Genomic DNA, 23966 nt, shown 5'->3' with positions numbered 1-23966 from the left:
ATTTAGTTATTAAAATATTCTTTCCCACCACTTCTAAACACCCTGTATCACTAATTCTTATTCTATTTGAGTATAATTTACCTAAAAATACAAAATTGTTATAAACCATAGAATCTAAATTTAACACCTTTTAATAAAAAGCTACAACTCTAAAATTCTTAACGGTATAAAATTTAATTAATTCTCTTTAGATTGGAACATGAATTAAATCTTTAAAACACGCTTATGATAAATGATTTACATTTGGAAAATTTGAAAAAAATCTGGATTTTTAATGACAATGGCAATTAAATTCAGATTGATTTTCAAAAAAAAAGGGGACTCTAAACGAATCCCCTTTTTTTATTTCCCTTTAGTTGGCGAAGTTAAAGTCGGCTTTTTCTCGTCTTTATCCTTCGGTTGAGTTAATTTACTTTTAGATTTCCCGCCATCTTTATCGATAGGTTCAGCTTGTAATACTTTAGCCGTATAGGTGATATAATATGTTAACGACTTTGCTTTATCCCCATTCTTAGCCGTTATTTTAATTGTATTTTTACCAGATCTCAATTTTATATTCGAATAGAATTGATCACTCGCTGCATTATAAGTAAAACTTGTTACTTTAACACCATTTACAGTCAATACAATATCAGCTTTACTTTTTACATTAGCAATTTTATTCTTCAACGCTATACTTGCCGATTCTACTTTAAACGTAGTACTTGCAGGATAATCCAATTTAAAACTAGGTGTTTGCACGACTTTACTACTTACACCTGTTGGTTTCACATCAACTTTATTTTGTTCGGCTTTATACGTAATTGTATAAGTTGATGTCGTTTTTTGATTCCCATTAGTTGCGGTGATCACGATTTTATTTGCTCCTGACTTAAGGTTTGCATTGACAATTAATTCGGTTGAACCTGTATTATAGGTATAGTTATAAATTCTATTACCATTTATAGTCGCAACGATATCAGTTTTGCTTTTTACATTTTTAACCTTAGTTGTTATTTTATACTGTGCCGTTTTACTTGTGGCAAAAGTTGATCTTGGATTAACTTTTGTGAATACAGGTTTTAAATCTAATTTAGTTGGTGTATCTACCTTATTCTCTAATTGCGCATTCAATTTAATCGTAAATACCTTTTCAACCTTTTTACCATTTGATGTGGCTACAACCTTAACTAGATTAACACCGTTCTTTAATACAAATTTTGCGTACAAAGTCCTTGTTGAAAGGTTATAGTTAAAATCGTTTAAACGGATCCCATTAAGGTATAGCGATACATCTTTGGCGCTTGTTAAGTTTTCAATTTTAGCCTTAAACGAATAATTTTTTGAGGCCACATTGGACAAAGTAGTCTTTGGCATTATAGGCAAGATTACTGGATCAGGTTTTGTAAAACTCGTTTTTTCCTTTTCTAAATCCTCTTTTTTTAATTTCAGATCCGTACTACCGTCCGTCTTGTCACCATCTATTTTACCCGATTCAACTTTATTTTTGATTGCCCCATCAACCTTATCATCATCTTTTGCCCCATCATCTTTTATTATGACAGGAGTAGTATAAGAAACGGTATAAATAATGGTTTCTGATCCACAATCATTAGTCAAATCAACTCGAATAGTATTAGAACCAGCACGCAAATTAATTGTGTTAATTGTCAACATGCCCCCCTCTACTCTAGCCGGCTTAGCTATTCCGTTCACCAATACTGCAACCGATCCGCCATCCATATTTTCAACACTTAAAACTATTGTATAAGGACTAGTTGCCGCTACAGCGCTTCTGCTTGTTGGACTAATTAAACGATAAGTTAAAGGTTCGCAAGGTTCCGCTAAATCACATATACCTGTCCAACGATCGTCATTAATATAATCACCAAAAGGTTCGCCTGCTGCACTGGTATTACATCCTGAACGCACCCATACACCAGTAATACATTTCCCTACATTCTCTCCTGAAGGTGAAAGTGTAGTCGTATAACCAGATAGTCCTTCAACCAATTCGTTTCCACCCCCGCTCAAATTCAACATGACATTGATCAATTCTTTATCTGAACGAACGGAAACAGCAGAAAAATCTTCCTCAAAATCAACTGTAATAGTCGGTACGCAAGCATCAGGTGAACTATAATTAATTACATACTCAACAGTTTCAGTACCGCAATGATTCGCCATTGTGACAAGTACAGTATTTGCACCATCAACTAAATCCAATTCTATAGTTAATATCTCATCAGTTAAATCGAATACGTGACTTGATCCATTGTGGAGCACAGTAATTTCATCAGCACCAACATGCGTCGCGTTTAGGTTTATTAAATATGGACTTGCATCCGTGCGCTCTAATAGGGCACCTGGAATAATTAAGCTATAAGCCGGTTTCACACATGGCTCATCCAAAGTTACATTTACAATATTCATAACTAATTCACACCCATCAACAGTAATTGTTACATCATTTAAACCGACGATTAATCTCAAATCAGCAGTAATCTGACCAGAACCGCTATCAAATTCGAAAGGAACAGCAACGCCATTAAGAAGCAACTCAATTATACCGGCATCATCCACGTGCATTACATTTACCTCAAACGCATATTCTGGTTCAGTAAGAATTAAACCATCTCTGAAATCGCCCAAAATGATCTCAGGGGTTGTGCAACCTGCTCGATCGAGTGTATAAACTATCAATTCACTGCTACAGGCGTTAGATAAGTTGACCTCCACATTATTTGGCCCATCAAATAAGTCAACTGCTGTAAAAGAAACAATTCCTGCACTTAAAGTATGCGGCACTTCCGTACCATTAACGGAAACAGAGACTAATGCTGGATCAACATTCTCTGTAGACAAGCTCATTTCGAATCGATCTCCATCAATCAGTTCAACCGAAGTTGCCGGTGTAATATATTCGAATGTAATTGGAAAACAAGGCGCAATATATTCAACCGATAAACGCTCTGTTATCCTCACACATCCATTGGCAATTATATCAATCGTATTAGAACCAGCCCGTGCATCAAAAGAAGCTGTTAATAAATTACTGAGTGCACTAAATTCACTGGGTATAGTTGTACCGTTTAATTTAACCTCTACAGCATCATCACTTTCCATATTTTCAATCGTCGCCATCAAACTATAACCAGCAGATTCAACTGAAATCAAATTACTACTTGCGTCAATTATAGGTGTACTACATCCAGCATGATTCACCTCAAAAGTTAAGGTTTCATCGCTACAGGCATTAGATAAATTAACGCGAATCATATTCACGCCATCCACTAAATTAATAGTGTTTATATTCAAGATATTGTCGGCGTAAACATATGGCAAGTCGGCACCATCTAATTGAACCTCTATTCCTCTAGAAGTAGCATTTTCTAAAAATAAAGCGATGTCATAAGTATCTTCCCCCACCTCAACAATTAATTCTGCCGGTGTGATTAAACTATACACAATAGGTTCACATGGCACAACATAATTAACACGCATTGTCTCATTTGCTGTCTCACATCCATCCGCCTCAATATTCACAATATTTTCCCCTGCATTAAGCATTAAAGTCGCATCTAAAACACCCACTTCCGAATCATAAACAAAATCAATCCTATCACCATTCAAAGTCAATGTGATTTGTCCAGCTTCTTCAATATGGCTAATATTTGCATTGAATAAAAATTCGGACTCATACACTTCAGACATAACAGTATTAATTGAAATATCTGGCGATTCACAACCGTTATATGTAATACTATAATTTACAGTATTTTCACTACAATCATTTTTTAGACTTACCTGAATATTGTTCTCTCCGTCGGATAAACTAATATCATTAATACGAATTGCACCAGTCTCAGCAATAAATGTAAAGGCTAGATCTGCAAGTCCTTTTTTTACGGTTACTTGTTCTTTTCTTTCAACACCAGTAGCAGTCAAACTGATTGAATAATTATCCTCAATAGAAACAGCTGTTGTTGTTGCAGGAATCATTAAACTATAAGCAGTAATTTCACATGGCAACTTATAATTAATAGATATTTCTTCATTCACATTTTCACATCCTCTAGCTGAAATTTTAAATGTATTATTCCCTTCATTCAGTGCGACTACCGCAGTTAATAAATGTGATACTGGATTAAAATCAAAATCAGTTAATACCCCATTGAAATAAAACTTTAAATCTTCAGCATCTGTTATATTACTAACCAAAGCAGCCAAATTGAATCCTGATTCTCCGACTTCCATACCTGGAGTAAGACCGTTAAACTTAATGATAGGTGCTTTACATCCATTATAATTAATTGTATAGGTTACTTTTCTTTCACTACAATCATTTTTTAATTGGAAGATTAAAATATTTACTCCTTCTTTTAACTTTAAATTTTTAGCAGTAATATTATTTGAGACCAAATCGAAATCAACATCAATCTTAACATCATTAAAAGTTGCTACAATTTGATCTTTACTTGTAATGCCTGTTGCATTAAATAAAACAGTATAAAGTTTAGTCGTTGAAGTTACCACCGGCGTATTTGGCACTAAATAATTCGTTGTAATTTTCGTACAAGGTACTTTTCTTGTGATTTTAACCGTTTCAACATCTTCTCCACAATCATTAGTGGATTTTAGTTGGATAGTATTTACTCCTTCAGTTAAACTTAAAGCAGCACTTACCTTTTTAGTAATGCCATTATAATTTATAGCTTGAGCAATTCCATTGTGAACAATTGTAATATCTTCTTCAGAAACATTTAAAACTGTCGCTTCAAATACAATTTCTCCATTCTCAACTACCGCTCCATCAAGATGAGATAAGGCAGAATTATTAGGCAATTTACATTCCTCTCTCACAATTGTATAGACTAAATTATCAGCTCCACAATCGTTAACCACACTTATTGTCACTGTATTTGTTCCAATTATTAAAGGAATAGCATTCACTTGAATATTTCCAGAACCTTCATCAAAGATTAATGGAATTGAACGTCCATTTAATTTTACAGACAACTCTCTTGAGTCACCAATCGCGGTACCATTCAACATTAGGCTTATTGTTTCTGCAAGGGTAGTAATTGATGTTTCCTCAGCGGTAGATAATAACGGTGAAGTACATGGATCACTTTCCTTAATATAATTCAATGTAAAGGTGGCCTGATTCGATCCACATGCATTCGTAACAATAACAGTTATAGCATTTGACCCTTCATTGAGCGTAATTGATTTAGAAGCAATAGAAGTTCCTGGATTATAAGTCATCGATCCTTTATTGACATCATTTAATTTGATACTAATTTCCGTATCATCAGAATGATTATTAATCTGCGCATCTATATTAACTAGCGCAACCTCAACAGTTGAATAAGGGACAGGAGAAATATAACCTACCGTTGGTATAATACAAGGCGCTTCATCTTTTGTATAATTCACAATAGCGACGGCATTATCTGACCCAAACTCGTTGGTTACAGTAACCTCAAAAATATTATTACCGTTACTTAATCTTGTTGTATAAACAATTTGTCGACCAGCAGTAAACGAATAAAATTCATCAGAAACGTGAATACCATTTACCTTAAATTGAATTTGAGATTTAGATTCAATATTTGTCGTATTGGCCGTAAAAGTAAAATCCGGCACAACAACCATAAAAGGAGAGCTAGACGGATGAATAATGCTTACGAATGGTGGTCGGGCTACTATTGGTTTCTCATATTTAATTATTCTCGTTTTGGATGCTGTTCCATTGGCATTGGTACCAGTTATTGTGATTGAATTATCACCTTCACGCAAGACTAGAGGCAAATCAACCACTTTTGTTCCTGAATTATAAGTAAAATCGTATGTAGTATTCCCATTAACCACTATATTGATACTACTTTTATTCGTCACGTTTAACACGGAAGCACTTAAATTAATATTTGCCGTAGTGAAAATCTGATTATCCGACCCTGGATAAGTAATATTCACAATTGGTGGAACCTTAGTAAGTTGACGCTTATAAACAATTGTTGTTGTTTTCGTATCATTCCCATAAGCATTGACACCTTTAATTTCAATCACATTAGACCCTTCTAACAAACTGGTTGTAAAGTTCATTAATTTAGAAGAGTTACTATAATTGAAACTAGTTGATGCGACACCATTAATTGTTAAACGAATTTTACTTTTATCCTTAACATATTCAACTTTTGCAGCAAGATTATAAGTTGGCGTAAATACATTTGTTGGACTAGAAGAAGGGTCTAGAATTGTAACAACAGGTGGTTGTATTGTTTGCGGTTTATTATAAATAATTGTAGTTGATTCAATATCTGTTCCAGCAGCGTTTCTACCCTGAATTTTTACTTGGTTGGCACCTTCAATTAGTCGAGCCGTAAAAATTAATTCCTTTGTTATATTATTAAATGAGAAACTTGAAAAATTGTTTCCATTCAACCAAACAGTAATATCTGATTTACCCTCAACATTTAAAACAGAAGCTTTAATACTAGTGGAAGCTACATCAGAATAAAAAGGATCAACAGTAGGCTGAATAAATGTTACAATTGGCGGTTGAATTGAAACTGGTTTTTTGTAGATTATTTTAGTGGTTTTACTATCACTCCCATAACGATTAGTACCAGTAACTATAACAGTATTTGTTCCTTCATTTAAATGCAAAGTAGCATTCAATACTTTATTCGATAAATTATAACTAAATCCAGTTAAATTAACGCCATTCAAATACAATTGAATATCCGATTTTGTATTGACATTTAATACTTGTGCAGAAAAATTAAACGGCGAAGAACTTGTTTGAGTCGAACTACCAGAAGGATTGGTAATGGTTACAATTGGGGGAGTTATTATTTTCTTTTCATCATAAATGATAACGACCGTTTCGTAATCGGCACCGGCTTCATTTTGAGCAGTTATTTCGAAAAGATTTTGTCCAGTATGTAGTACAACTCTGCTCTCAAACTCGTCTGTTGACGGATTATAATTAAAATTTGAATTAACATTACCATCTTGTTTGAAGGTGATATTCCGCTTTCCATCTACATAATAAACTTTTGCTTTTAATAAAAAAGAATTCGTTTCGGCCGTATATGGGCTATTATTAGGATCATAGATATCGACAACAGGTTTTTGCACTTGTATTTGATCTACAGGATTCTCTTTAATGACTACTTCATCCTCTATTTCTTCTTCATGCTCTTGATAATAACGACTTCTGAATAAATGAAATTTTGCGGTTAACGCAGTATAATGGTAAACATCATTTTCTTCACTATTAACACCCGAATTTCCATTCGGCATACCATCAAATAAATTGGTTTGCGGCCAAGTAATTTTATGTTCAATTCCTAAAGCAACGGCAGGATGGACTTGGTAACTTAAACCAAAACCAAAACTCGGCATTATATCACCATTAAAGTGACCAGCTTCGCCAACGACATCCGTTTCAAAATCTGCATCCTGCACAGACTTAATATTTGATTTAGACAGTTTGTCTATTTGGTCATAATCATAAATACCACCATTATCAACTAAATCAGTTTTAGTGTGATAACCAGTTATACCGATACCTCCAAAAATCATTATGTTCCATCCTGTATTTTGGCGCAACCGATTAGTATTCATCACAAGCTCAAATGAACCTCTAATTAAGTTTGTATGGTAATTAGGAATAAAGTATCCTACAGAATCTTTATAATTTTTAATGATTGCATTATCATACATGTGTAAACCGTTTACACTTGAATCATTAAGCATATATCTTTCAGTCGCTTGACCGTGAAATTGCGCATGTAAAAATCTAAATCTCCAATCCCAGGCAATTGCCTTATCCGGTTCCATCCCAAAAGATTTTCCAAAAGTAAATCCATATCCTAAACCAAGATTGGATTTCACCTCAGTTCTGGTTGTCCATGTTCCTCCCATGTTAACACCAATAAACCATCTTGAATCCCGATCATAATTGATATGACTTTGAGAAAAAGCTTGTCCGACAAATAAAAAGAATAATAGAAATAGTGTAGAAAATTGCTTCATACGCTTATAATTAATTTATAATTCGCAAGATATAAATCTCAACTCGATTTAACTTACTTTGAAAATTGCTAATGCATTTTTCATACCAAAATTAAAAAAAGGATCGTTAAAAGGGCAAATTTTACCGATAAGCCATTCGAACTAACACTAGTAAAAAGACTATTTAGATTTTGTCCAGGTTTTGGTTTCATAGAAAACACCCCAATACCCACGCACCTTTAAATTCGCACCTTCAAGCCAAATTTTGCACGTATAGGAATCACCTGTTTTAGGATCATAAACTGTTCCGCCGGACCAAACACCATCATCATAACTCATATTAACAATTGTATTCATCCCTAAAATAGGTCGAGATTTTAAAGCATCTTTTGGATTATTAATATCCTTTAAGGGCTGTCCATTTTCATCATTAGGACTAGCAATCCAAACAACTTTACCAAAAAATTTATTGTCTTTTTGATAAATTTCAATTTTACCATCTTTCAATTCTGTCAACCAAACACCAACAACATCAGTTGATTTGGTTTGAGAAATTGCCAACATTGGACAAAGCATTAAGAGGAGGAAGCACAGATTTTTCATAAGAATATAATGGTACAAAAATATACTGAATTACCATTCATTTTTAAATAATTTTTCTCCCGAATTGAAATTGACAGGATTTAACTTAAACGAAAAAACCAATGCTGAAACATTGGTCTTTTGGGTTAAATTCTAATAATTCGATTTACAAAATTCAATAAGAAAATAACAAGTTACATTTACAGAGTTGATCCTGTCTTTTGTAATTTTATTAAAAATGGTGTTACTAAAAAATAACACCATTTATATATGTTGAAAGTTAGGATTTTCAATACTGGTTCAAATGTAAACCCTATTTTGCAATTAAAAAACCCAAGTTTCCCAATTGCAAAGTTGAGTTTCCCAACGGTATTAAACTTGTCATTTAGAGATTTATAATTTTCAATAATTCGTCTTTTCTAGCACGAGAAACAGGAATTTCATGTTCGTTATTCAATAACACTGCACCACCATTTCGATATAAATAACTTGATATTGCGTTGATATTAATCACAAATGACTTGTGGCATCTATATAAATCGGGATGGTTTACCCCTTTCATGATTTGCCCTAAACTTTTAGACACCAAAATTTCTTCTTTGGTATCGAGAAGAATTTGACAATAACTTCTATCTGCTTTTAATCTAAGTATTTGAACAATTTTAATTAACCTGACCCCTTCTTGAGCTGAAATTTGAATTGTATCAATTGCATTTGATTTATCATCTACACAAATTCTTTTGTACACATTAATCAATTTATCTATGTCAACAGGTTTGAGCAGATAGGCAAAAGGTTTATAATCGATAGCTTCAATGGCATGTTCAGCAAAGGCTGTAACAAAAACAACATCAATAACTTCGTTATTAATTTTTTCAAGTAATTCGAAACCTGACAATTCGGGCATCTGAATATCCAAAAACAAAATATCTGGATAATCATTATTCTCGAGGTAATCTACCAGAAGATTTGGGTCGTTAAAACTTGTAACAAGTTCAAAATTCGGGCAAAATTCTTCAAATAGAAGAGTCAAGTTCTCTACACCAGCCTTTTCATCATCAACAATAACTACTTTTTTACGCATAGAATTTGGGTAAAATAAATTCAACTTTTGTACCGGTAGCACCTTCATTCCTCAAATCGACAATACTATAATTAGCATTAAAATTATACTTGCTCTCTAAGAGTTGAATTCGCTTCATTGTAATTTTTGATGACATCGATAAATGTTTTTCTTTATTCATTTTCATCGCGGCATCAATTCCGATTCCATTATCTACAACGGTGAAATGTAAATAATCGTTGGCAAGTGTAATTTCTAAATTAATTTTACCGTTTTCGATACTTGGCAAATTGATACCATGCCAAAAAGAATTTTCAATTATAGGCTGAATTATGAATGGTGGAATACGAACCTTTTCTATGTCTATATCAACAGAAAGAACGACATCAAAAACAATTTGTTTTGCCATTCTTTTTTGTTCTAAGTCAACATACAATTGAATTAATTCTAATTCCTCTTTAAGCAATATAAGCTCAAATTCGGACCATTCAAGATTTTTACGAATTAGCTCACCGAATTTCGAGATATATTTATGTGCTTCAAATTTATCACTTTTTAACACTTGTGTTTGAATAGAATTGAGCGAATTATAGATAAAGTGCGGTTTCATTTGGGCCAACAACGCCTTTTGTTGATATGACACCAATAAATCATTCTGCCTCAATCGTTGTTTCTGTTTGTCAAATAGATTTTTAACGATTACAAACGTGGAGAGGGAGATCAATAATGCACATAAAAAATAAAACCATACTGTATTCCAAAAAGGTTTTTTAATCGTAAACTTTAGAGTAGTTTGAGCAATTAATTCCTCCCAATTATCATTCTTCAAACGAAAGTTAAGAACATAATTTCCCGGCGCTAAATTGGTCAAACTAATTCTACTATTATTCGTTTTAAAAAGCTTATTATTAATCTGATACTCAATATTTTTACTTCCTAAAGCATTTATCATTAAAGCAGATAAAACCACCTCCATATTATTTTGATCATACTTAATTTCAAGTGTTTTAGAATAATCTATCGACTCACCATCAATAACAACGTTTTCAATTGATAGTTTACCACTATTTAATTTTTTTAATTCCTTTTTCGGGAATGATTGAACACCTTTTTTTGAAGCCAATATTATTAAATCTTTTGTTGCAGCTATTTTAAAAATCTCATTTGACAAAAGCCCATCTGATAGTAGAAAGGTTTCTTTAACAAATTCATCCTGACTATTTTTAGATAGTCTTATTAGCCCAATATTTCCAACCAACCATAAACAATCATCATCAATTAAAAAACTCTTGATATATTCACCTTTATCATCAAATCTATAAGCCTGAACATTGTCTTCGTTTATAATTAAAACTTCACTTTTAATAGATAAGGCAATCAATCCAAAATTTGAATTTGACAATTTGATGATCCGATCACCAGTATAAATCTTTTCAACATTACCTAAAGTATCAATCCTAATTATACCATCATCAACACCACTAACAATTGTGGAATCATCGTAACATATATTATCAAATGTTCTCCCCTCATAAATCCTCTTAAAATCGGTTAAATCTCTTGTATAAAACAAATTAGAAGAGGAATAAAAAATTAGTGGACCCGCTCTATTTCCGGCAATATTTAAATGTGACATCGTCAGACCTGATTTAATTTTTTCTTTACGATTAACATTAATAAAATGCAATTCTTTGCCTGATACAATTAAACCATCTTTATAGGCATTAATCTCATCAATATAAGAATCAAACACTTCAGTTTGAATTAACTTATTATTTTCTAAATTCCAACCATAAACTTTGCCACTTAGGTTAGAGATATATAAAATTGAGTCACTAACGGCAATATCAGTAATTTTATCGTTTGCTACGTAATAATTAACCGTATGATCATTGATCAAATAATAAACACCGTTATTTGTTGTGGTTAACCAAATGGACCCATTTTTATCACGATAAGAAGAGCTTACATTTTTATCTTTTAAATACTGATCAATTAATTTAAATGATCCATCGACAAACTTTAGTTTTAACAAACCACCGCATATTGTCCCAACCCATAAAAATTCACCATCATAGCGTGTATGCAAAATATAATAATCGAGCGGTGAAATAATAATTAGACTGTCCTGAAAATATTTAAGCTCATTCGACTGATTTAAAACGAATCCCTTACCTTCAATTTTTGTTGCCATGGTGTGAGTGATATCTAAACCTTCAAATTCTGTCGAACCTACTACAGCACCTTTTTCTAAAATCTGAATACTATTCTTAAGCTTTAAGTCTCGGTCAGAACCGGTATACAATAGCGTTCCATTATCAATATCACGATCATAGATCAAACATACATTTTTATTAGCTGCAGTAAAGTATGTTATTTTACCATCCGCACTTATTTTCATTGATCGTGAATAAACAGAACCTAAGGTTACATCGCCTTCTTTCGAAACAAAAATGGACTTTATATAATTAATCCTTTTCTTTTTTTCATTTCCTCCAACTTTAATGTGATCATTAAATTGATAAGGTATAATTCTACCTTCATCAAAAAAGGAAAGACTACCGTTTAAACCAATAAACCATATTTTACCAAATTGATCTTTTTCTAGATCTATAATTACATTATCAGTTAAACCATCTCTAATAGTAAAAATCTCAAATTCAAACCCATTGTATCGCGCAACTCCCTGATCAGTTGCAAACCACATAAAACCACCATTATCTTGCAAGCAAAAATACACTTCGGCACTCGGCAACCCATCTTCACTATTAAAATTATGAAAATCGTATTGCGCTTGCCCCATGGTAAAACAAGACAAAAAAATGAATGAAGTCAACAAAAAAGCATTATACAAATGTGATTTTATAAACATTATCTACAACTGGTTACTAAAAAATTTATTTTGGCTAAATCTATGTTTAACAAGGTTACCAGAATTAAATATAAACCTTAAACGACAACAAATATCAAAAATTATTTAAGACTTATAATTCGAGCGCAGGATCATAAGCTACTTTAATAAAAATAATTTGAATTTTTGGATAAATTTCTACGAACTTAAACCTTATAACAAAAACATCTGTATCTTTAACGGACCTAACTATGAAACTTTTACAAATGAAAAAACATCGAATAATATTACTTTTCTGCGTTTTAATTTTCAACACCATCACTTTTAGTCAGGTTACTGATGGGTTATTTGCAGAATATCTATTTAATGATGGTACGGCCGATGCAACTGTTGGTGATGTTGACGGTGTAGTAAGCAATGCGTATCTTGCAAATGACAGATTCGGATGTCCAGGTAAAGCTTACAATTTTGTTACAGGTGATCAATCGGTGATTGGTTTAGGAAATAATTTTAATGACGAATTTGCAACCCCTGATCTAAGCTGGAGTGTCTCTGCTTGGGTAAAATTATCAGATAGGTCAGCGAATAACAGTTTTATACTTGCAAAATATGGTTCGGATGGACCAAATGGTTGTGACGAACATCAAAGACAATTTATAATCAGGAAAAGTCCTGCTGGAAAAATTTCACTAACCTTTTATTCAAGGCTAACTGGACCAACACATTATGTTGTAGCCAGTGGATCAACATCTATAAATGACACACTATGGCATCACATTGTTATCAACTATGACGGAAGTACAGATGCTGAATCTGGATTAGCCCGTGCTGAAATTTATCTCGATAATGTTCGTGAAACATTATTCATTGAGGGCAGCGCTGGAACATTAAGTAATATTCCAGTAGGTACTGCTCACCTATCCATTGGCCAAGCAATGGGATCTGACGGTGAAGTGTGTAACCCCACACGATCTTATCACTGGCCAGGCTATCTTGATGACTTCAAATTCTATAATAGAATATTATTAGATTGGGAGGTAGATTTACTATTCAATGTGACATCTTCATGTTGCGACATCAATACTTCAATCAGTGCTGGACCAAATACTATTTATATTGATGAAGAAGCAGATGGAGCAGAATATCAATGGATAGATTGTTCAACTATGGATCCAATTCCAGGAGAAACTAATGCTTACTATTTCCCTGAAACCGTAGGGAATTATGCTTGTATTATATCGCAAGGAGAATGTACTGATACAACTGATTGTATAGAGGCTGTTGGTTTATCTATCAATACGCTAACAGAAAACAATTTTAACATTTTCCCTAACCCAAGTAAAGGTTTCATCACAATTGAAAGTTATCATATAAATAAAAATGTCAATTTGACAATATTGGATGAACTTGGACGAGAAGTTTACAAGGCAACTTCAATCCCTAGAGACTATAAGTTAGATTTAACAAATTTTGAGAATGGAATATATTTCCTCCAATTAAAATCAAATGATGGGAATGTAACTAAAAAACTAAGTGTTTTAAAGTAAAATTTACACTAACAAAATAAAAAGTCGAAGATCAAAAAATTCAATCTGCCACACCTATGAGTCTGCAGTTACCAATGATCACATGGCGCCAATTTTTACTTTATTATGCGTAGAGTTTAGGTAAAACAAATTCAACTTTTGTTCCTGTTATACCTTCCCTGCTTAAATCGACAATCGTATAATTTGAATTAAAATTATACTTGCTCTCTAAAAGTTTAATTCGCTTAATTGTAATTTTTGAGGACATGGATAAATGCTTTTCTTTATTTTTTTTCATTGATGCATCTATTCCAATTCCGTTATCAATAATAGTGAAATGCAAAAAATCGTTGAAAAAGGCAATTTCTAAGCTTATTTTTCCATTTTCAATACTTGGTATATTAATGCCATGCCAAAAAGAATTTTCAATAATGGGCTGAATTATAAATGGAGGAATTCGAACCTTTTCCTTTTCTATATTGTCAGAAAGAAGGACATTAAAAACAATTTGTTTTGCCATTCTTTTTTGTTCTAAATCAACATATAAATGAATCAGCTCTAACTCCTCTTTAAGCGAAATAAGCTCAAATTCGGACCATTCGAGATTTTTACGAATTAGCTCACCGAATTTCGAGATATATTTATGTGCTTCAAATTTATCACTCTTTAACACTTGCGTTTGAATAGAATTAAGCGAATTATAAATAAAGTGCGGTTTCATTTGAGCCAGCAACGCTTTTTGTTGATAATTAACAATTAGTTCATTTTGCAAAGCACTTTGTTTTTGTTTGACAAATAAATATCTAACAATCAAAAAAGTAATAAATGATATTAAAATCGCACTAATAAAATAGAACCATAACTTGTTCCAAAAAGGTTTTTCAATTGTAAAGCTTAAGGATGTATGCATTAAGCTAGCACTCCAATTTGAATTCATTAAGTTAAATTTCAATTGATATTCTCCAGGCTCGAGATTTAATAAATTGATCGTATTATCCTTGACTTTAAATACTTTATTATTGATACTATATTCAATCTCATTTTGACCTAACCCATTTAACATACACATAGATAGATCAATTCTGATATCATTTTTATTATAGGGAAAATTCAAATTATTTGTGATGAAGACTTGTTCTTCATTCACAAATAAATTTTCAACCTTAATTTGTTTTTTAAATTGTTGTTTCACATCTGCCCTTATTATCTTAATAACAACATCTTTCGTTCGAATAATAAAAAACTTAGGCAACACAATAAACTCTTCAATTTCGTCATTATAGAGTCCATTTTGCATCCCATAAAAAATTGAATTAAGTTGCCATTCATCTTCCAATCGCACATTAAATATTCCATCATTCGTTGCGATCCACAATGTCGTATCACCCTCCAACTGAACACCTCTAATCAGCGACTCATCCAGTAATGGTTTCAAATCGAATTCTTTAACTTCATTTTTTTTGACTAAATACATTTTATCCGTTTCGTCAAATGCCAGCAGCCCCATTTTTGAATTCAACAAAAATTTAATTCGCAAGCCTGACAATAAACAAGTTCTATTTCCATTGGTATCCAAACTAAAAACCCCATCATCAATCGAATAAATCAATCTTTTTTGATCATCGTAATGATACGCATAAACCCTTCCTTCAACTAAAACTTTATATGATTTAAAATCAGTAGTTTCGATCAATGTAGAAGCACGACCTAACATTAACCCGTTCTCCAGTCCCTTCCTCAGGACATAATAAGATTCCGTTTGATTGACGATTTTTAAATTTTTCAAATCTGCACTAATTATTGATAATTCTTCTGAAGAAACTACAATTCGATTATCCGTCAAAACTTCTAAATCATGCACGAAACCGTCCATTTTTCGATTTAGAATTTCTTTATTCGTCAATAAATCATAGCCGATTAATTGATGATTCATATACCCAATAAACAATTCTTGTCCCCTTGTTATGATTGAACTCGTTTTAACTTGATTGTTATTAATGACAGAGATTCTTTCATTGATGATATAGTAAACCCCATTATCCGTCGTCGTCAACCAAATGGAATTATTATCATCTTTAAAAATACTACTTACAGAATGACCTTTTAAATATTGCCCCTCCTTTATAAGTTCGTTATTTTCCCACTTAAATTTAATTACCCCATCATTCATAGTCGTTACCCATAGATAATTATCTAAGACAAATAAATCTAAAATCAACTTGTCAAAAACGATAATTGAATGTTTATCTTTTTGCATAGTATGCAATTCCCTTCCAATATTTAACGCATAAGCATTTTCATCAAGCGCGATAAATTTTGAATGATTTTGAAAGAGATGTTTAAACGGAAAAAACGCACTATCTCCATTTTTATATTGTACAAAAATAGTTTTTTGCTTATTGATCGATTTAGACTGACCAGAGTACATTAATAGATGTTTGTAATTATTTTCATCTATTGTCATACAGACATTTTCATCAATACTTTCAAACAATTTTAATTCCCCTTGTTCATTTAAAATAACGGAGCGGTGATTTGTGGTACCAATTACAATATCACCATTTGGTAGAATCAGAAGTGATTTAATCATCATTCTTCCTTTGCCATATTTTTTTAAAACATGATTAAACTCATAAGGAATTATAGTCCCATTTTCAAGATAACAAAGCGTACCACTCATGCCAATAAACCAAATTCTTCCAAACTTGTCTTTGTGCATTTTAATTACCACATTATCCAATAAACCGTCGTTGATTGTAATAATCTCGAAATCGAATCCATTATACTTCGCTACCCCTTGGTCTGTGCAGAACCACATAAAACCTTCATCATCTTGCAAGGCCCCGTATACTTCGGAAGTAGGCAAACCATCTTCACGATTAAAATTATTAAAAACATAGTCAAATTGCCCAAACAACACATTCGAATACAGCTGCATACAAATCACAAGAAGAGTAGAAATTCGTTTAAAACGAGTCAAGCCTGAATTCATTCGAAAATTGATTATACTATGGGTAATTGAATGAATAAAGTTACATGAATTTTCAACTAATATCTTCAACTGTTAATATTTAGCTAATTTTTTTTCTTGAAATGCGAGTTTCTAAGATAAATGGCCCAAAACTGAAGTAGCCTTTCAGTTTTGGCGCCATTTGTTTTGATTTAACCCAATAATCAAACTTTTGTCCATCTCTTTTTCAGAGATTCGAATATCAATAAATTTCCGAATAGCATCGAAAAAGCATATCCTATATCTTCTATTGGTATTGTAATTAAACGAATATTTAAATTTTCTATATGATCATACCAAACGACGGGATGCTCTGTAGCCATACCTGTTAGTATTCCGTTTACCAAAATAAAAGGGAATAAAATAGCTAAAAAGGATAAATAGAATTGCTGCAATGCTTTAATATTCATTATTAATCCTACAATGATAGCAAGCGCTAAAAATGTAAAATTGACTGCTGTATAAGCTTTATCAAAATTCATCACAACAAGTAGAATTGATAAGAGAATTAATGCACATGAGACGGCGATGGTGAGTTGCTTATTCAATCGCATATTCGGCAGTGCATAAAAAATAGCATAATGTAAAAACAAGCTGCAAAATGGGATAACAATGAAGAATAGAAACTCCTCTAATGGCATTAGAAACAGATTAAACCCCAATATATAATCAGGATTAAACCCCCAAATACCAAGAGCGGTAAAAAAGCCGTCCCAAATTAAAAATACTGTTGCAATAATAATCGTTGAAATGGTAAAACTCGACCAGTTTTTAATAAAATCTTGCTTATAAATGGTATATAAAAGAGGTACCAAACCAGAAAGAACGAGCACAATAAAATATATCGGCATCATTTTCTGGATAATTTATGAAAATACTTATTCGGGACATTTAACATACCAAAACACTCCCCATCCTCTTTTGTTAAATGTTTATGATGCACTTTATGTGCTTTTCTAAGACCTAGTAAATATTTATTTTTGGTGTGCTTAAACCACTTAAAACGTTGATGAATTAATACATCGTGAATTAAAAAATAAGTCAAACCATAAAGAAAAATACCGATCGCGATGAAAAACTTATAGTTAAGCGATGGGTACATACCGAGATAAAACAAAGTTATACTCGGAATGGCACCTATAACGAAGAAAGCATCGTTCTTTTCGAATGTATTTTGATATTTTGGTTGATGATGATCTTTATGCAAATACCATAAAAATCCATGCATCACATATTTATGCATCAACCAAGTTACCACCTCCATTAAAGCATAAGTTAGAATGATAATAAATATGTAGAAAACAATTGTCATAGCTTATAATTACCTCAAAGATAAAACACTAATAAATATTCAATTTAAAATTCATGTATGAACGAATAAGCAATGACGTTTTTTTAAGATTAGACACACTTATTCTTTGCTCCTTTAATTTAACTGCGGGTGTACGATCTACCTGATTCAATAATTGGGCATAATATTTATAAGCCACATATACACCCAATCTCGCTTCTTTAGGCAATTGTTTAATACCTTCTCTTGCAACTTGGAATTCTTGTTTTATTTCTATTACAATTTTATTCTTTTCTTCTGCACTGATATTATTCGGATCAACACCGGGAAAATACATTCTACTTAACTCATCATAATCCTGCTTTAAATCTCTTAAAAAATTAACTTTCTGAAATGCCGAACCAAGTTTCATCGCAGGGCTACTTAATCGTTCATATTCCTTTTGATCTCCTTGTACAAAAACCTTTAAACACATTAAGCCGACAACATCCGCCGAACCGTAAATATATTCTGTAATATCTGAATCATTTTCATAGACCAGTTTTGTCAAATCAGCGCGCATACTTCTCAAAAAAGCTAAAACTAATTTTTGATCAATTTCATACTCTCGCACCGTATTTTGAAAGGCATTGATCACCGGATTTGAACTGATACCTGTTTCTACAGCATAATTATACTCCGCCTCGAATCGATCTAATAATTCGGCTTGAGGATAATCTTTAAAACTATCAACAATTTCATCTGCCACACGAACAAAACCGTAAATATTATAGATGGCTTGGCGAATACTAGGGGCCAATAAACGCACACCAATAGAAAATGAAGTACTGTAATTCCGTGTAATTACTTTACTGCCTTCGTTAGATATTTTATCGAATAATTGCTTCATGATATGAGTTTTTAATAATTAAATCTGCTGCTAATTTTCCAGAAATTAATGCAGGCGGAACACCTGGTCCAGGTACAGTAAGTTGACCCGTAAAAAATAGATTCTTCACTTTTTTACTTTTAATTTTCGGACGTAAAAAAGCAGTCTGTGTTAGAATATTTGCCAAGCCGTAAGCATTGCCTTTAAACGAATTGTAATCTTCTACAAAATCATTTACACAATAAGATTTCGAAAAGAGGACATGATCTTTTAGTTTTTGATTGGTCAAATTCTCCAATCGCGTCATAATAATGTCAAAATATTTTGCTCTGAAAGCTTCATTATCTTCCAGTCCTGCAGCAATTGGAATTAAAAATGTAGCTGCTTCTTTTCCTTCAGGTGCAAAAGCCGTATCCGATTTACTTGCAAAACTTGCGTAAAACAATGGATCCTTTGGCCATTTAGGATTGTCGTAAATATCTTCAGCATGTTTATCAAATTCTTCATCAAAAAACAAAGTATGATGCGAGACATTCTCTAATTTCTTATCAAAACCAACATAAAAAAGCAATGATGATGGTGCAAATGTCTTTTTCGACCAATATTCATCACTGTATTGTCTATATTTTGGTTCGAGCAATTGCTCCGTATGAAAATAATCAGCCCCACTTAAAATAATATCCGCTTTAATTTCCTCTCTGTTAACAATAAGACTTTTCACCCTACCATTTTCATCTACATTAATCTTCTCAGCAGGAGAATTATATTTAATCTCTACACCCAATTCGATCGCTAAACGTTCCATACCTGCAGCAACTTCGTACATACCACCCATTGGATGCCAAGTACCAAGACCAAAATCTGCCCAATTCATAAAATTGTACATAGCTGGTGTATTCCCAGGTTTTGCACCCAAAAACAAGACTGGGAATTCGAGTATCTTCGTTAATCTTGGATTATTAAATTTCTTTTGAATCTGTTTTCGAATACTAAAAAACATTTGATTCAATTTCGTGATCGTTTTATAACTGATCAATTCTAATGGAGATACACCAGGACGGTAAACAATATCCTTAACCGCAACATTGTAATTCTTCTCTGCCTGATTTAAAAATTTCTTTAATTGAACAGAACTTCCTTTTTCCTCTTTTTCGAAAAGCGTATAAATCTCTTCAAGCCTTGCAGAAATTTTTACACTATCATTCTCACCGAAATAAACTTGGTAAGCAGGATCCAATCTTTTTAATTCATAAAATTCTTTTGTTGAACGATCAAAATCGTTAAAAAAACGATCAAAAACGTCAGGCATCCAATACCAAGTCGGACCCATATCAAATAAAAACCCATCTTTTCGATATTGATTGGCACGACCACCAACTTGACCATTCTTTTCATAAATAGTTACGTCGTAGCCAGCTTTTGCTAGATAACTAGCCGCTGATAGCGACGAAAAACCAGCTCCTAATATTGCAATTTCTTCATTCATTGTTTAACAAAACTACTGTTTTATTAAACAAAATAAAAATATTCGCCTAAATTTCTTTTATAAACGTGTGTATATCTTGTGCAGGAACAACCTTGATTTGCTTGTTTTTAGACGATATCTCATCCCAATTTCCTCCCAGAATAGTTGCCTTATTATTCGTTGCTGACAATAAGTTTTCGAAATCAACCAAAAGGCTCTCCTTGTCTGGATATGTCATTTCTAATAAAAAATAACATATCCAATTGATCTTACTAAACTGAGAATTGATTCGGCTTAAATTATCTACAGGAACATCTCTACCCAAATAAATAGTTCGACAACCTTTTGCCTGGAATAGATAATTTAGAAATAAAAGACCTGTTTCATGGATTTCTCCATCGGGTAAAAATAAAACAAAAACCTCATCATCCTCAACCTTGCGTTTATTACTGTTAGCAACAGTATTTAGCACAATTTTCTGATGAATTAAATTCGAAATAAAATGTTCATGAACAGGTTGAATTGTGCTTGACTGCCACAATAAACCTATGTGTTGTAATAATGGCAAATATGTACCAACAAAGATTTCTTTGAAATCCATTTTTTTGGATTGCTGCTTATAAATATCTTCAAAAAGTTGATCGTTAAAAGTATACAAGCTTATAATCAACTGGTGAATTTCATAGTTATTTGAGATGGCTGCACTGGCAACTTTTTCGACTTCCTTTGCCAACTCCTTCTCACTTAATTTAGCCAGTGTAGATATTTTATAATCCTGTAAATACAAATAACTGACATTCAACATTTTTTGAAGATCATTAATATTGTACATTCTTATTTTTCTATTCAACCGTTCCGGATTCAAAAGATTGTATCGTTTCTCCCAAATCCTTATGGTATGCGCCTTAACACCGCTTAAAAGCTCTAAATCTTGAATGGTAAAAGAAGTCTTAATATTGTTCATTCATTTCAGTATTTGATTAAACAAAATTAATGGAATTTATTTAGGGTGCGAGGAGAACGCTTTTAAAAGCGCGTGGACGATGGTGTTGGATTGTATATAAACAACTTAATAGTCAACCTATAAATCATTTAGAAACACCAAATTCATCCTAATTAAGTTGTCTAAAATTTTTGCTTAGAAAATGTAAACCCACAACTTTTGCATTTGATCCATTTTAACCCGAACAAACAATGGTATAATCCACACTTTCATATTATCACACCCGATTTAAAAACAGCTTTAATATTAAAAAAGGAATGGCTAACTGCGTTCGGAGAGATTCGTGCAAAACATTTTGTTCAAAAAATCATAAAAATTAAGGACATTGAAAAACACTTAGTTGAGGTTATAAAATACGGTACAAAAATTTTTACAGATCCAGATGCAAAAAAGGGTATAAAAAGCAAAAATTACAAATTATATGCAAGAGCCTACTATCAATAATGAAAGCATTTGAAGGCAAACATATTGTTGCACACTATGGATATAATCTACCTCAACAAATCATCAAACCGAAAAATAAAGAAACGATATTAACCAACCCGAGCACACTAAAATATCTACCAAGTGTTAACGATTGGGTAAACAAAGAAACAGGCTCTATGCTAACGAGGTTTAGCCCTGACACCGAATTAAAAGAGCTTATTAATCAACTAGACAAGAAACTGATGTAAAAAGTATTAAACCCTATATCTATCTGTCAAATACAAAGTAGAATCAAAAAACAACAACTGAGATTCTTTTGGAAAACCTTTCCATTCCTCATAAAGAACTGAATCTAAAGAATGACTTATGTTTGCTTTCTGTGGAAACAAAACATAACTCGGTATACCGCAAGTCTCTCTCCGCACCCCCAATTCATTATCCCAAAAACTAATCCTAAATATTAAATAACCTATTTGATAACTCACTACAAAAAATTTCCTTTTTAAATCTTCTGCGATTGACAAATCAAGTGAAGTGAGTTCTGATAAATCCATCAAACCTTTCCCGTTTCTAAAAGTAAAGTTTAAATTATAGTTATTAGACTCAGTAACTTCAACTATAAAACGGTCATCAATTATATCGTTCCGTAAAAGCTCACCTATATTTTTTGGTAAACTAGGTACCACGTTATTTTTTAATGGTATTAAAATTGTTTTGACTATCAACCATCTAATTATAGTTTTCAAATCTTTAAATTCTAATTGTACAATTTGAATAGCTGATTTGAACGCTAAATTATCAGTCATCAAATTTGACACCTTATCATCTAATTTACATATCCAACCACCATTACAATTTTTACAGACGAGATCTTTAGTTACATATCCATAATTACTTTCTTTACCTTTTGAAATTGCAACTCTAAATGAATCATTTAAATTAGTATCATCATCTAACAGCATCAAATTAGTATCAAAATACTCCTCTTTAAAATAACGCCTCATCCACTTTGAAACAATATGTTCTCTATTAAGATTTTTCGATCCACAAAAAATACATTTTGAATCTTCATTTTTGATTACTACACTAAAAAACTCTTTATCAACAGACGCTTTAGTAAGTCGATTGATTCTTTCCAGAGAAGCCTCATATCTTGACGGATTTGGATACACCACCTTTGCTACAACCCCTTTATAGTCTCGGTCAAACTCACTTTCTTTACTATCCAACTCTATACTTTGTCGAGTTCGACTCTGTATTTCAATAACACTTGTTCCTTTGGGGTCTAACTCTTCAACCAAATATTCAAAAAAATTAAGTTGAGATAACGGAATTTCTAGAGACCCAAGTTCAACATCAAAAAACCATGTATGATATTTAAACATATTAATTGAAAATATATTTGAAATATTCATCCAACTAACACCACCAATCAACTTACTCTTATACGATGAGAAGGTCTGAATAGGAACATTTTTATTTATTAAAACATCAATTCTGGAATGAGGATCTTCGTCTTGAACCCTTAATAAAACATCAACATCTTCTATGAAAAAGCCTTCCTTATTTGAGACTTTTACGGATCAGTCACAAAAGTTGGGGAAGAATTTAGACTAAAATGATTTTCTTTGTAAAAAAGAATAAGTTTTGGAGGGATATTTAGACTTAATAAAAATGATTTTACCTGAGATTTTAGTAGCACATTTTGAGCTTACGGAATCAAAAAAAGTAGGAGAACGATTGAACCTTTATTTTGAGGAAAAGAATACTGTTCCCCAAGAATTTAATTCACGTCAATTAATTTCAAAAGGTTTTCATAAAACCATTACAGTTCAGGATTTTCCTTTAAAAGGTATGTTTGTTTTTTTTCATATTAA

15 protein-coding genes are annotated in these 23966 nt (G+C 32.2%); 4 read left to right on the top strand and 11 right to left on the bottom strand.

Features of this window, described 5'->3' with window-relative positions; genetic code table 11:
• Positions 1 to 342: 342 nt before the first annotated feature.
• The 4 genes from T367_RS0110550 to T367_RS0110530 all read right to left on the bottom strand — a co-directional run bounded on the left by T367_RS0110550 (position 343) and on the right by T367_RS0110530 (position 12452).
• On the bottom strand, positions 343 to 8025 hold the full coding sequence (locus tag T367_RS0110550) for a hypothetical protein (RefSeq protein ID WP_027419815.1): 7683 nt from the start codon (positions 8023 to 8025) through the stop codon (positions 343 to 345).
• Between the two features lie 159 nt (positions 8026 to 8184).
• Positions 8185 to 8607, bottom strand: a complete 423-nt coding sequence (locus T367_RS0110545) for a DUF2147 domain-containing protein (RefSeq protein WP_035843241.1) — start codon at positions 8605 to 8607, stop codon at positions 8185 to 8187.
• Positions 8608 to 8971: 364 nt separating this feature from the next.
• A complete protein-coding gene (locus T367_RS0110535) occupies positions 8972 to 9670 on the bottom strand; it encodes a LytR/AlgR family response regulator transcription factor (protein WP_169736053.1) in 699 nt (232 codons plus the stop codon).
• A complete protein-coding gene (locus T367_RS0110530; RefSeq protein ID WP_027419812.1) occupies positions 9663 to 12452 on the bottom strand; it encodes a histidine kinase in 2790 nt (929 codons plus the stop codon). The genes T367_RS0110535 and T367_RS0110530 overlap by 8 nt, the downstream gene beginning before the upstream one ends.
• A 314-nt stretch (positions 12453 to 12766) precedes the next feature.
• Here T367_RS0110530 and T367_RS0110520 point away from each other — a divergent pair, with 314 nt between their 5' ends.
• Positions 12767 to 14047, top strand: coding sequence for a T9SS type A sorting domain-containing protein (locus tag T367_RS0110520; protein ID WP_169736052.1), 1281 nt, complete (start codon positions 12767 to 12769; stop codon positions 14045 to 14047).
• 103 nt (positions 14048 to 14150) lie between these two features.
• On the opposite strand, the gene T367_RS0110515 is transcribed toward T367_RS0110520, so the two are convergent.
• From T367_RS0110515 to T367_RS0110490, 6 genes are all read right to left on the bottom strand, one after another.
• A complete protein-coding gene (locus tag T367_RS0110515) occupies positions 14151 to 17087 on the bottom strand; it encodes a sensor histidine kinase (RefSeq protein WP_157454198.1) in 2937 nt (978 codons plus the stop codon).
• Positions 17088 to 17200: 113 nt separating this feature from the next.
• Positions 17201 to 17890 (bottom strand): lycopene cyclase domain-containing protein, encoded by a 690-nt coding sequence (locus tag T367_RS0110510; RefSeq protein WP_035843237.1) that lies wholly within the window; start codon positions 17888 to 17890, stop codon positions 17201 to 17203.
• Positions 17887 to 18348: a sterol desaturase family protein gene (locus T367_RS0110505; protein ID WP_027419807.1), complete on the bottom strand. Its 462-nt coding sequence runs from the start codon at positions 18346 to 18348 to the stop codon at positions 17887 to 17889. The genes T367_RS0110510 and T367_RS0110505 overlap by 4 nt, the downstream gene beginning before the upstream one ends.
• 28 nt (positions 18349 to 18376) lie before the next feature.
• The gene (locus T367_RS0110500) at positions 18377 to 19216 is read right to left on the bottom strand and encodes a phytoene/squalene synthase family protein (protein WP_027419806.1); all 840 of its coding nucleotides are present in this window, start codon (positions 19214 to 19216) and stop codon (positions 18377 to 18379) included.
• Positions 19197 to 20681 (bottom strand): phytoene desaturase family protein, encoded by a 1485-nt coding sequence (locus tag T367_RS0110495; RefSeq protein WP_027419805.1) that lies wholly within the window; start codon positions 20679 to 20681, stop codon positions 19197 to 19199. The genes T367_RS0110500 and T367_RS0110495 overlap by 20 nt, the downstream gene beginning before the upstream one ends.
• A gap of 46 nt (positions 20682 to 20727) precedes the next feature.
• Positions 20728 to 21624, bottom strand: a complete 897-nt coding sequence (locus T367_RS0110490; RefSeq protein ID WP_027419804.1) for a MerR family transcriptional regulator — start codon at positions 21622 to 21624, stop codon at positions 20728 to 20730.
• A gap of 198 nt (positions 21625 to 21822) precedes the next feature.
• Here T367_RS0110490 and T367_RS0110485 point away from each other — a divergent pair, with 198 nt between their 5' ends.
• Together T367_RS0110485 and T367_RS0110480 are read left to right on the top strand one after the other, a co-directional pair.
• Positions 21823 to 22107, top strand: a complete 285-nt coding sequence (locus T367_RS0110485) for a hypothetical protein (protein WP_027419803.1) — start codon at positions 21823 to 21825, stop codon at positions 22105 to 22107.
• The gene (locus T367_RS0110480; protein WP_027419802.1) at positions 22107 to 22337 is read left to right on the top strand and encodes a hypothetical protein; all 231 of its coding nucleotides are present in this window, start codon (positions 22107 to 22109) and stop codon (positions 22335 to 22337) included. Before T367_RS0110485 ends, T367_RS0110480 begins: the two co-directional genes overlap by 1 nt.
• 6 nt (positions 22338 to 22343) lie before the next feature.
• Here the strand turns inward: T367_RS0110480 and T367_RS0110475 are convergent, their stop codons facing one another.
• Positions 22344 to 23525, bottom strand: coding sequence for a hypothetical protein (locus tag T367_RS0110475; protein ID WP_027419801.1), 1182 nt, complete (start codon positions 23523 to 23525; stop codon positions 22344 to 22346).
• Between the two features lie 211 nt (positions 23526 to 23736).
• Here T367_RS0110475 and T367_RS0110470 point away from each other — a divergent pair.
• The coding region (locus T367_RS0110470; protein WP_027419800.1) for an ISAon1 family transposase N-terminal region protein at positions 23737 to 23966 on the top strand (230 nt) is incomplete at its 3' end.

It is taken from the genome of Crocinitomix catalasitica ATCC 23190, from assembly GCF_000621625.1.
GTDB classification, from domain to species: domain Bacteria; phylum Bacteroidota; class Bacteroidia; order Flavobacteriales_D; family Crocinitomicaceae; genus Crocinitomix; species Crocinitomix catalasitica.
The sequence above is the reverse complement of the archived record's forward strand: the minus strand, read 5'-3'. Positions and strand labels throughout refer to the sequence as shown.

Excerpts from the sequence above, each read along its gene's own strand:
- T367_RS0110550 (WP_027419815.1), bottom strand. The coding sequence starts at position 8,025 with ATGAAGCAATTTTCTACACTATTTCTATTATTCTTTTTATTTGTCGGA.
- T367_RS0110535 (WP_169736053.1), bottom strand. The coding sequence starts at position 9,670 with ATGCGTAAAAAAGTAGTTATTGTTGATGATGAAAAGGCTGGTGTAGAG.
- T367_RS0110480 (WP_027419802.1), top strand. The coding sequence starts at position 22,107 with ATGAAAGCATTTGAAGGCAAACATATTGTTGCACACTATGGATATAAT.
- T367_RS0110545 (WP_035843241.1), bottom strand. The coding sequence starts at position 8,607 with ATGAAAAATCTGTGCTTCCTCCTCTTAATGCTTTGTCCAATGTTGGCA.
- T367_RS0110520 (WP_169736052.1), top strand. The coding sequence starts at position 12,767 with ATGAAAAAACATCGAATAATATTACTTTTCTGCGTTTTAATTTTCAAC.
- T367_RS0110500 (WP_027419806.1), bottom strand. The coding sequence starts at position 19,216 with ATGAAGCAATTATTCGATAAAATATCTAACGAAGGCAGTAAAGTAATT.
- T367_RS0110490 (WP_027419804.1), bottom strand. The coding sequence starts at position 21,624 with ATGAACAATATTAAGACTTCTTTTACCATTCAAGATTTAGAGCTTTTA.
- T367_RS0110530 (WP_027419812.1), bottom strand. The coding sequence starts at position 12,452 with ATGGGGCAAGCGCAATACGATTTTCATAATTTTAATAGTGAAGATGGG.
- T367_RS0110505 (WP_027419807.1), bottom strand. The coding sequence starts at position 18,348 with ATGACAATTGTTTTCTACATATTTATTATCATTCTAACTTATGCTTTA.
- T367_RS0110495 (WP_027419805.1), bottom strand. The coding sequence starts at position 20,681 with ATGAATGAAGAAATTGCAATATTAGGAGCTGGTTTTTCGTCGCTATCA.
- T367_RS0110510 (WP_035843237.1), bottom strand. The coding sequence starts at position 17,890 with ATGATGCCGATATATTTTATTGTGCTCGTTCTTTCTGGTTTGGTACCT.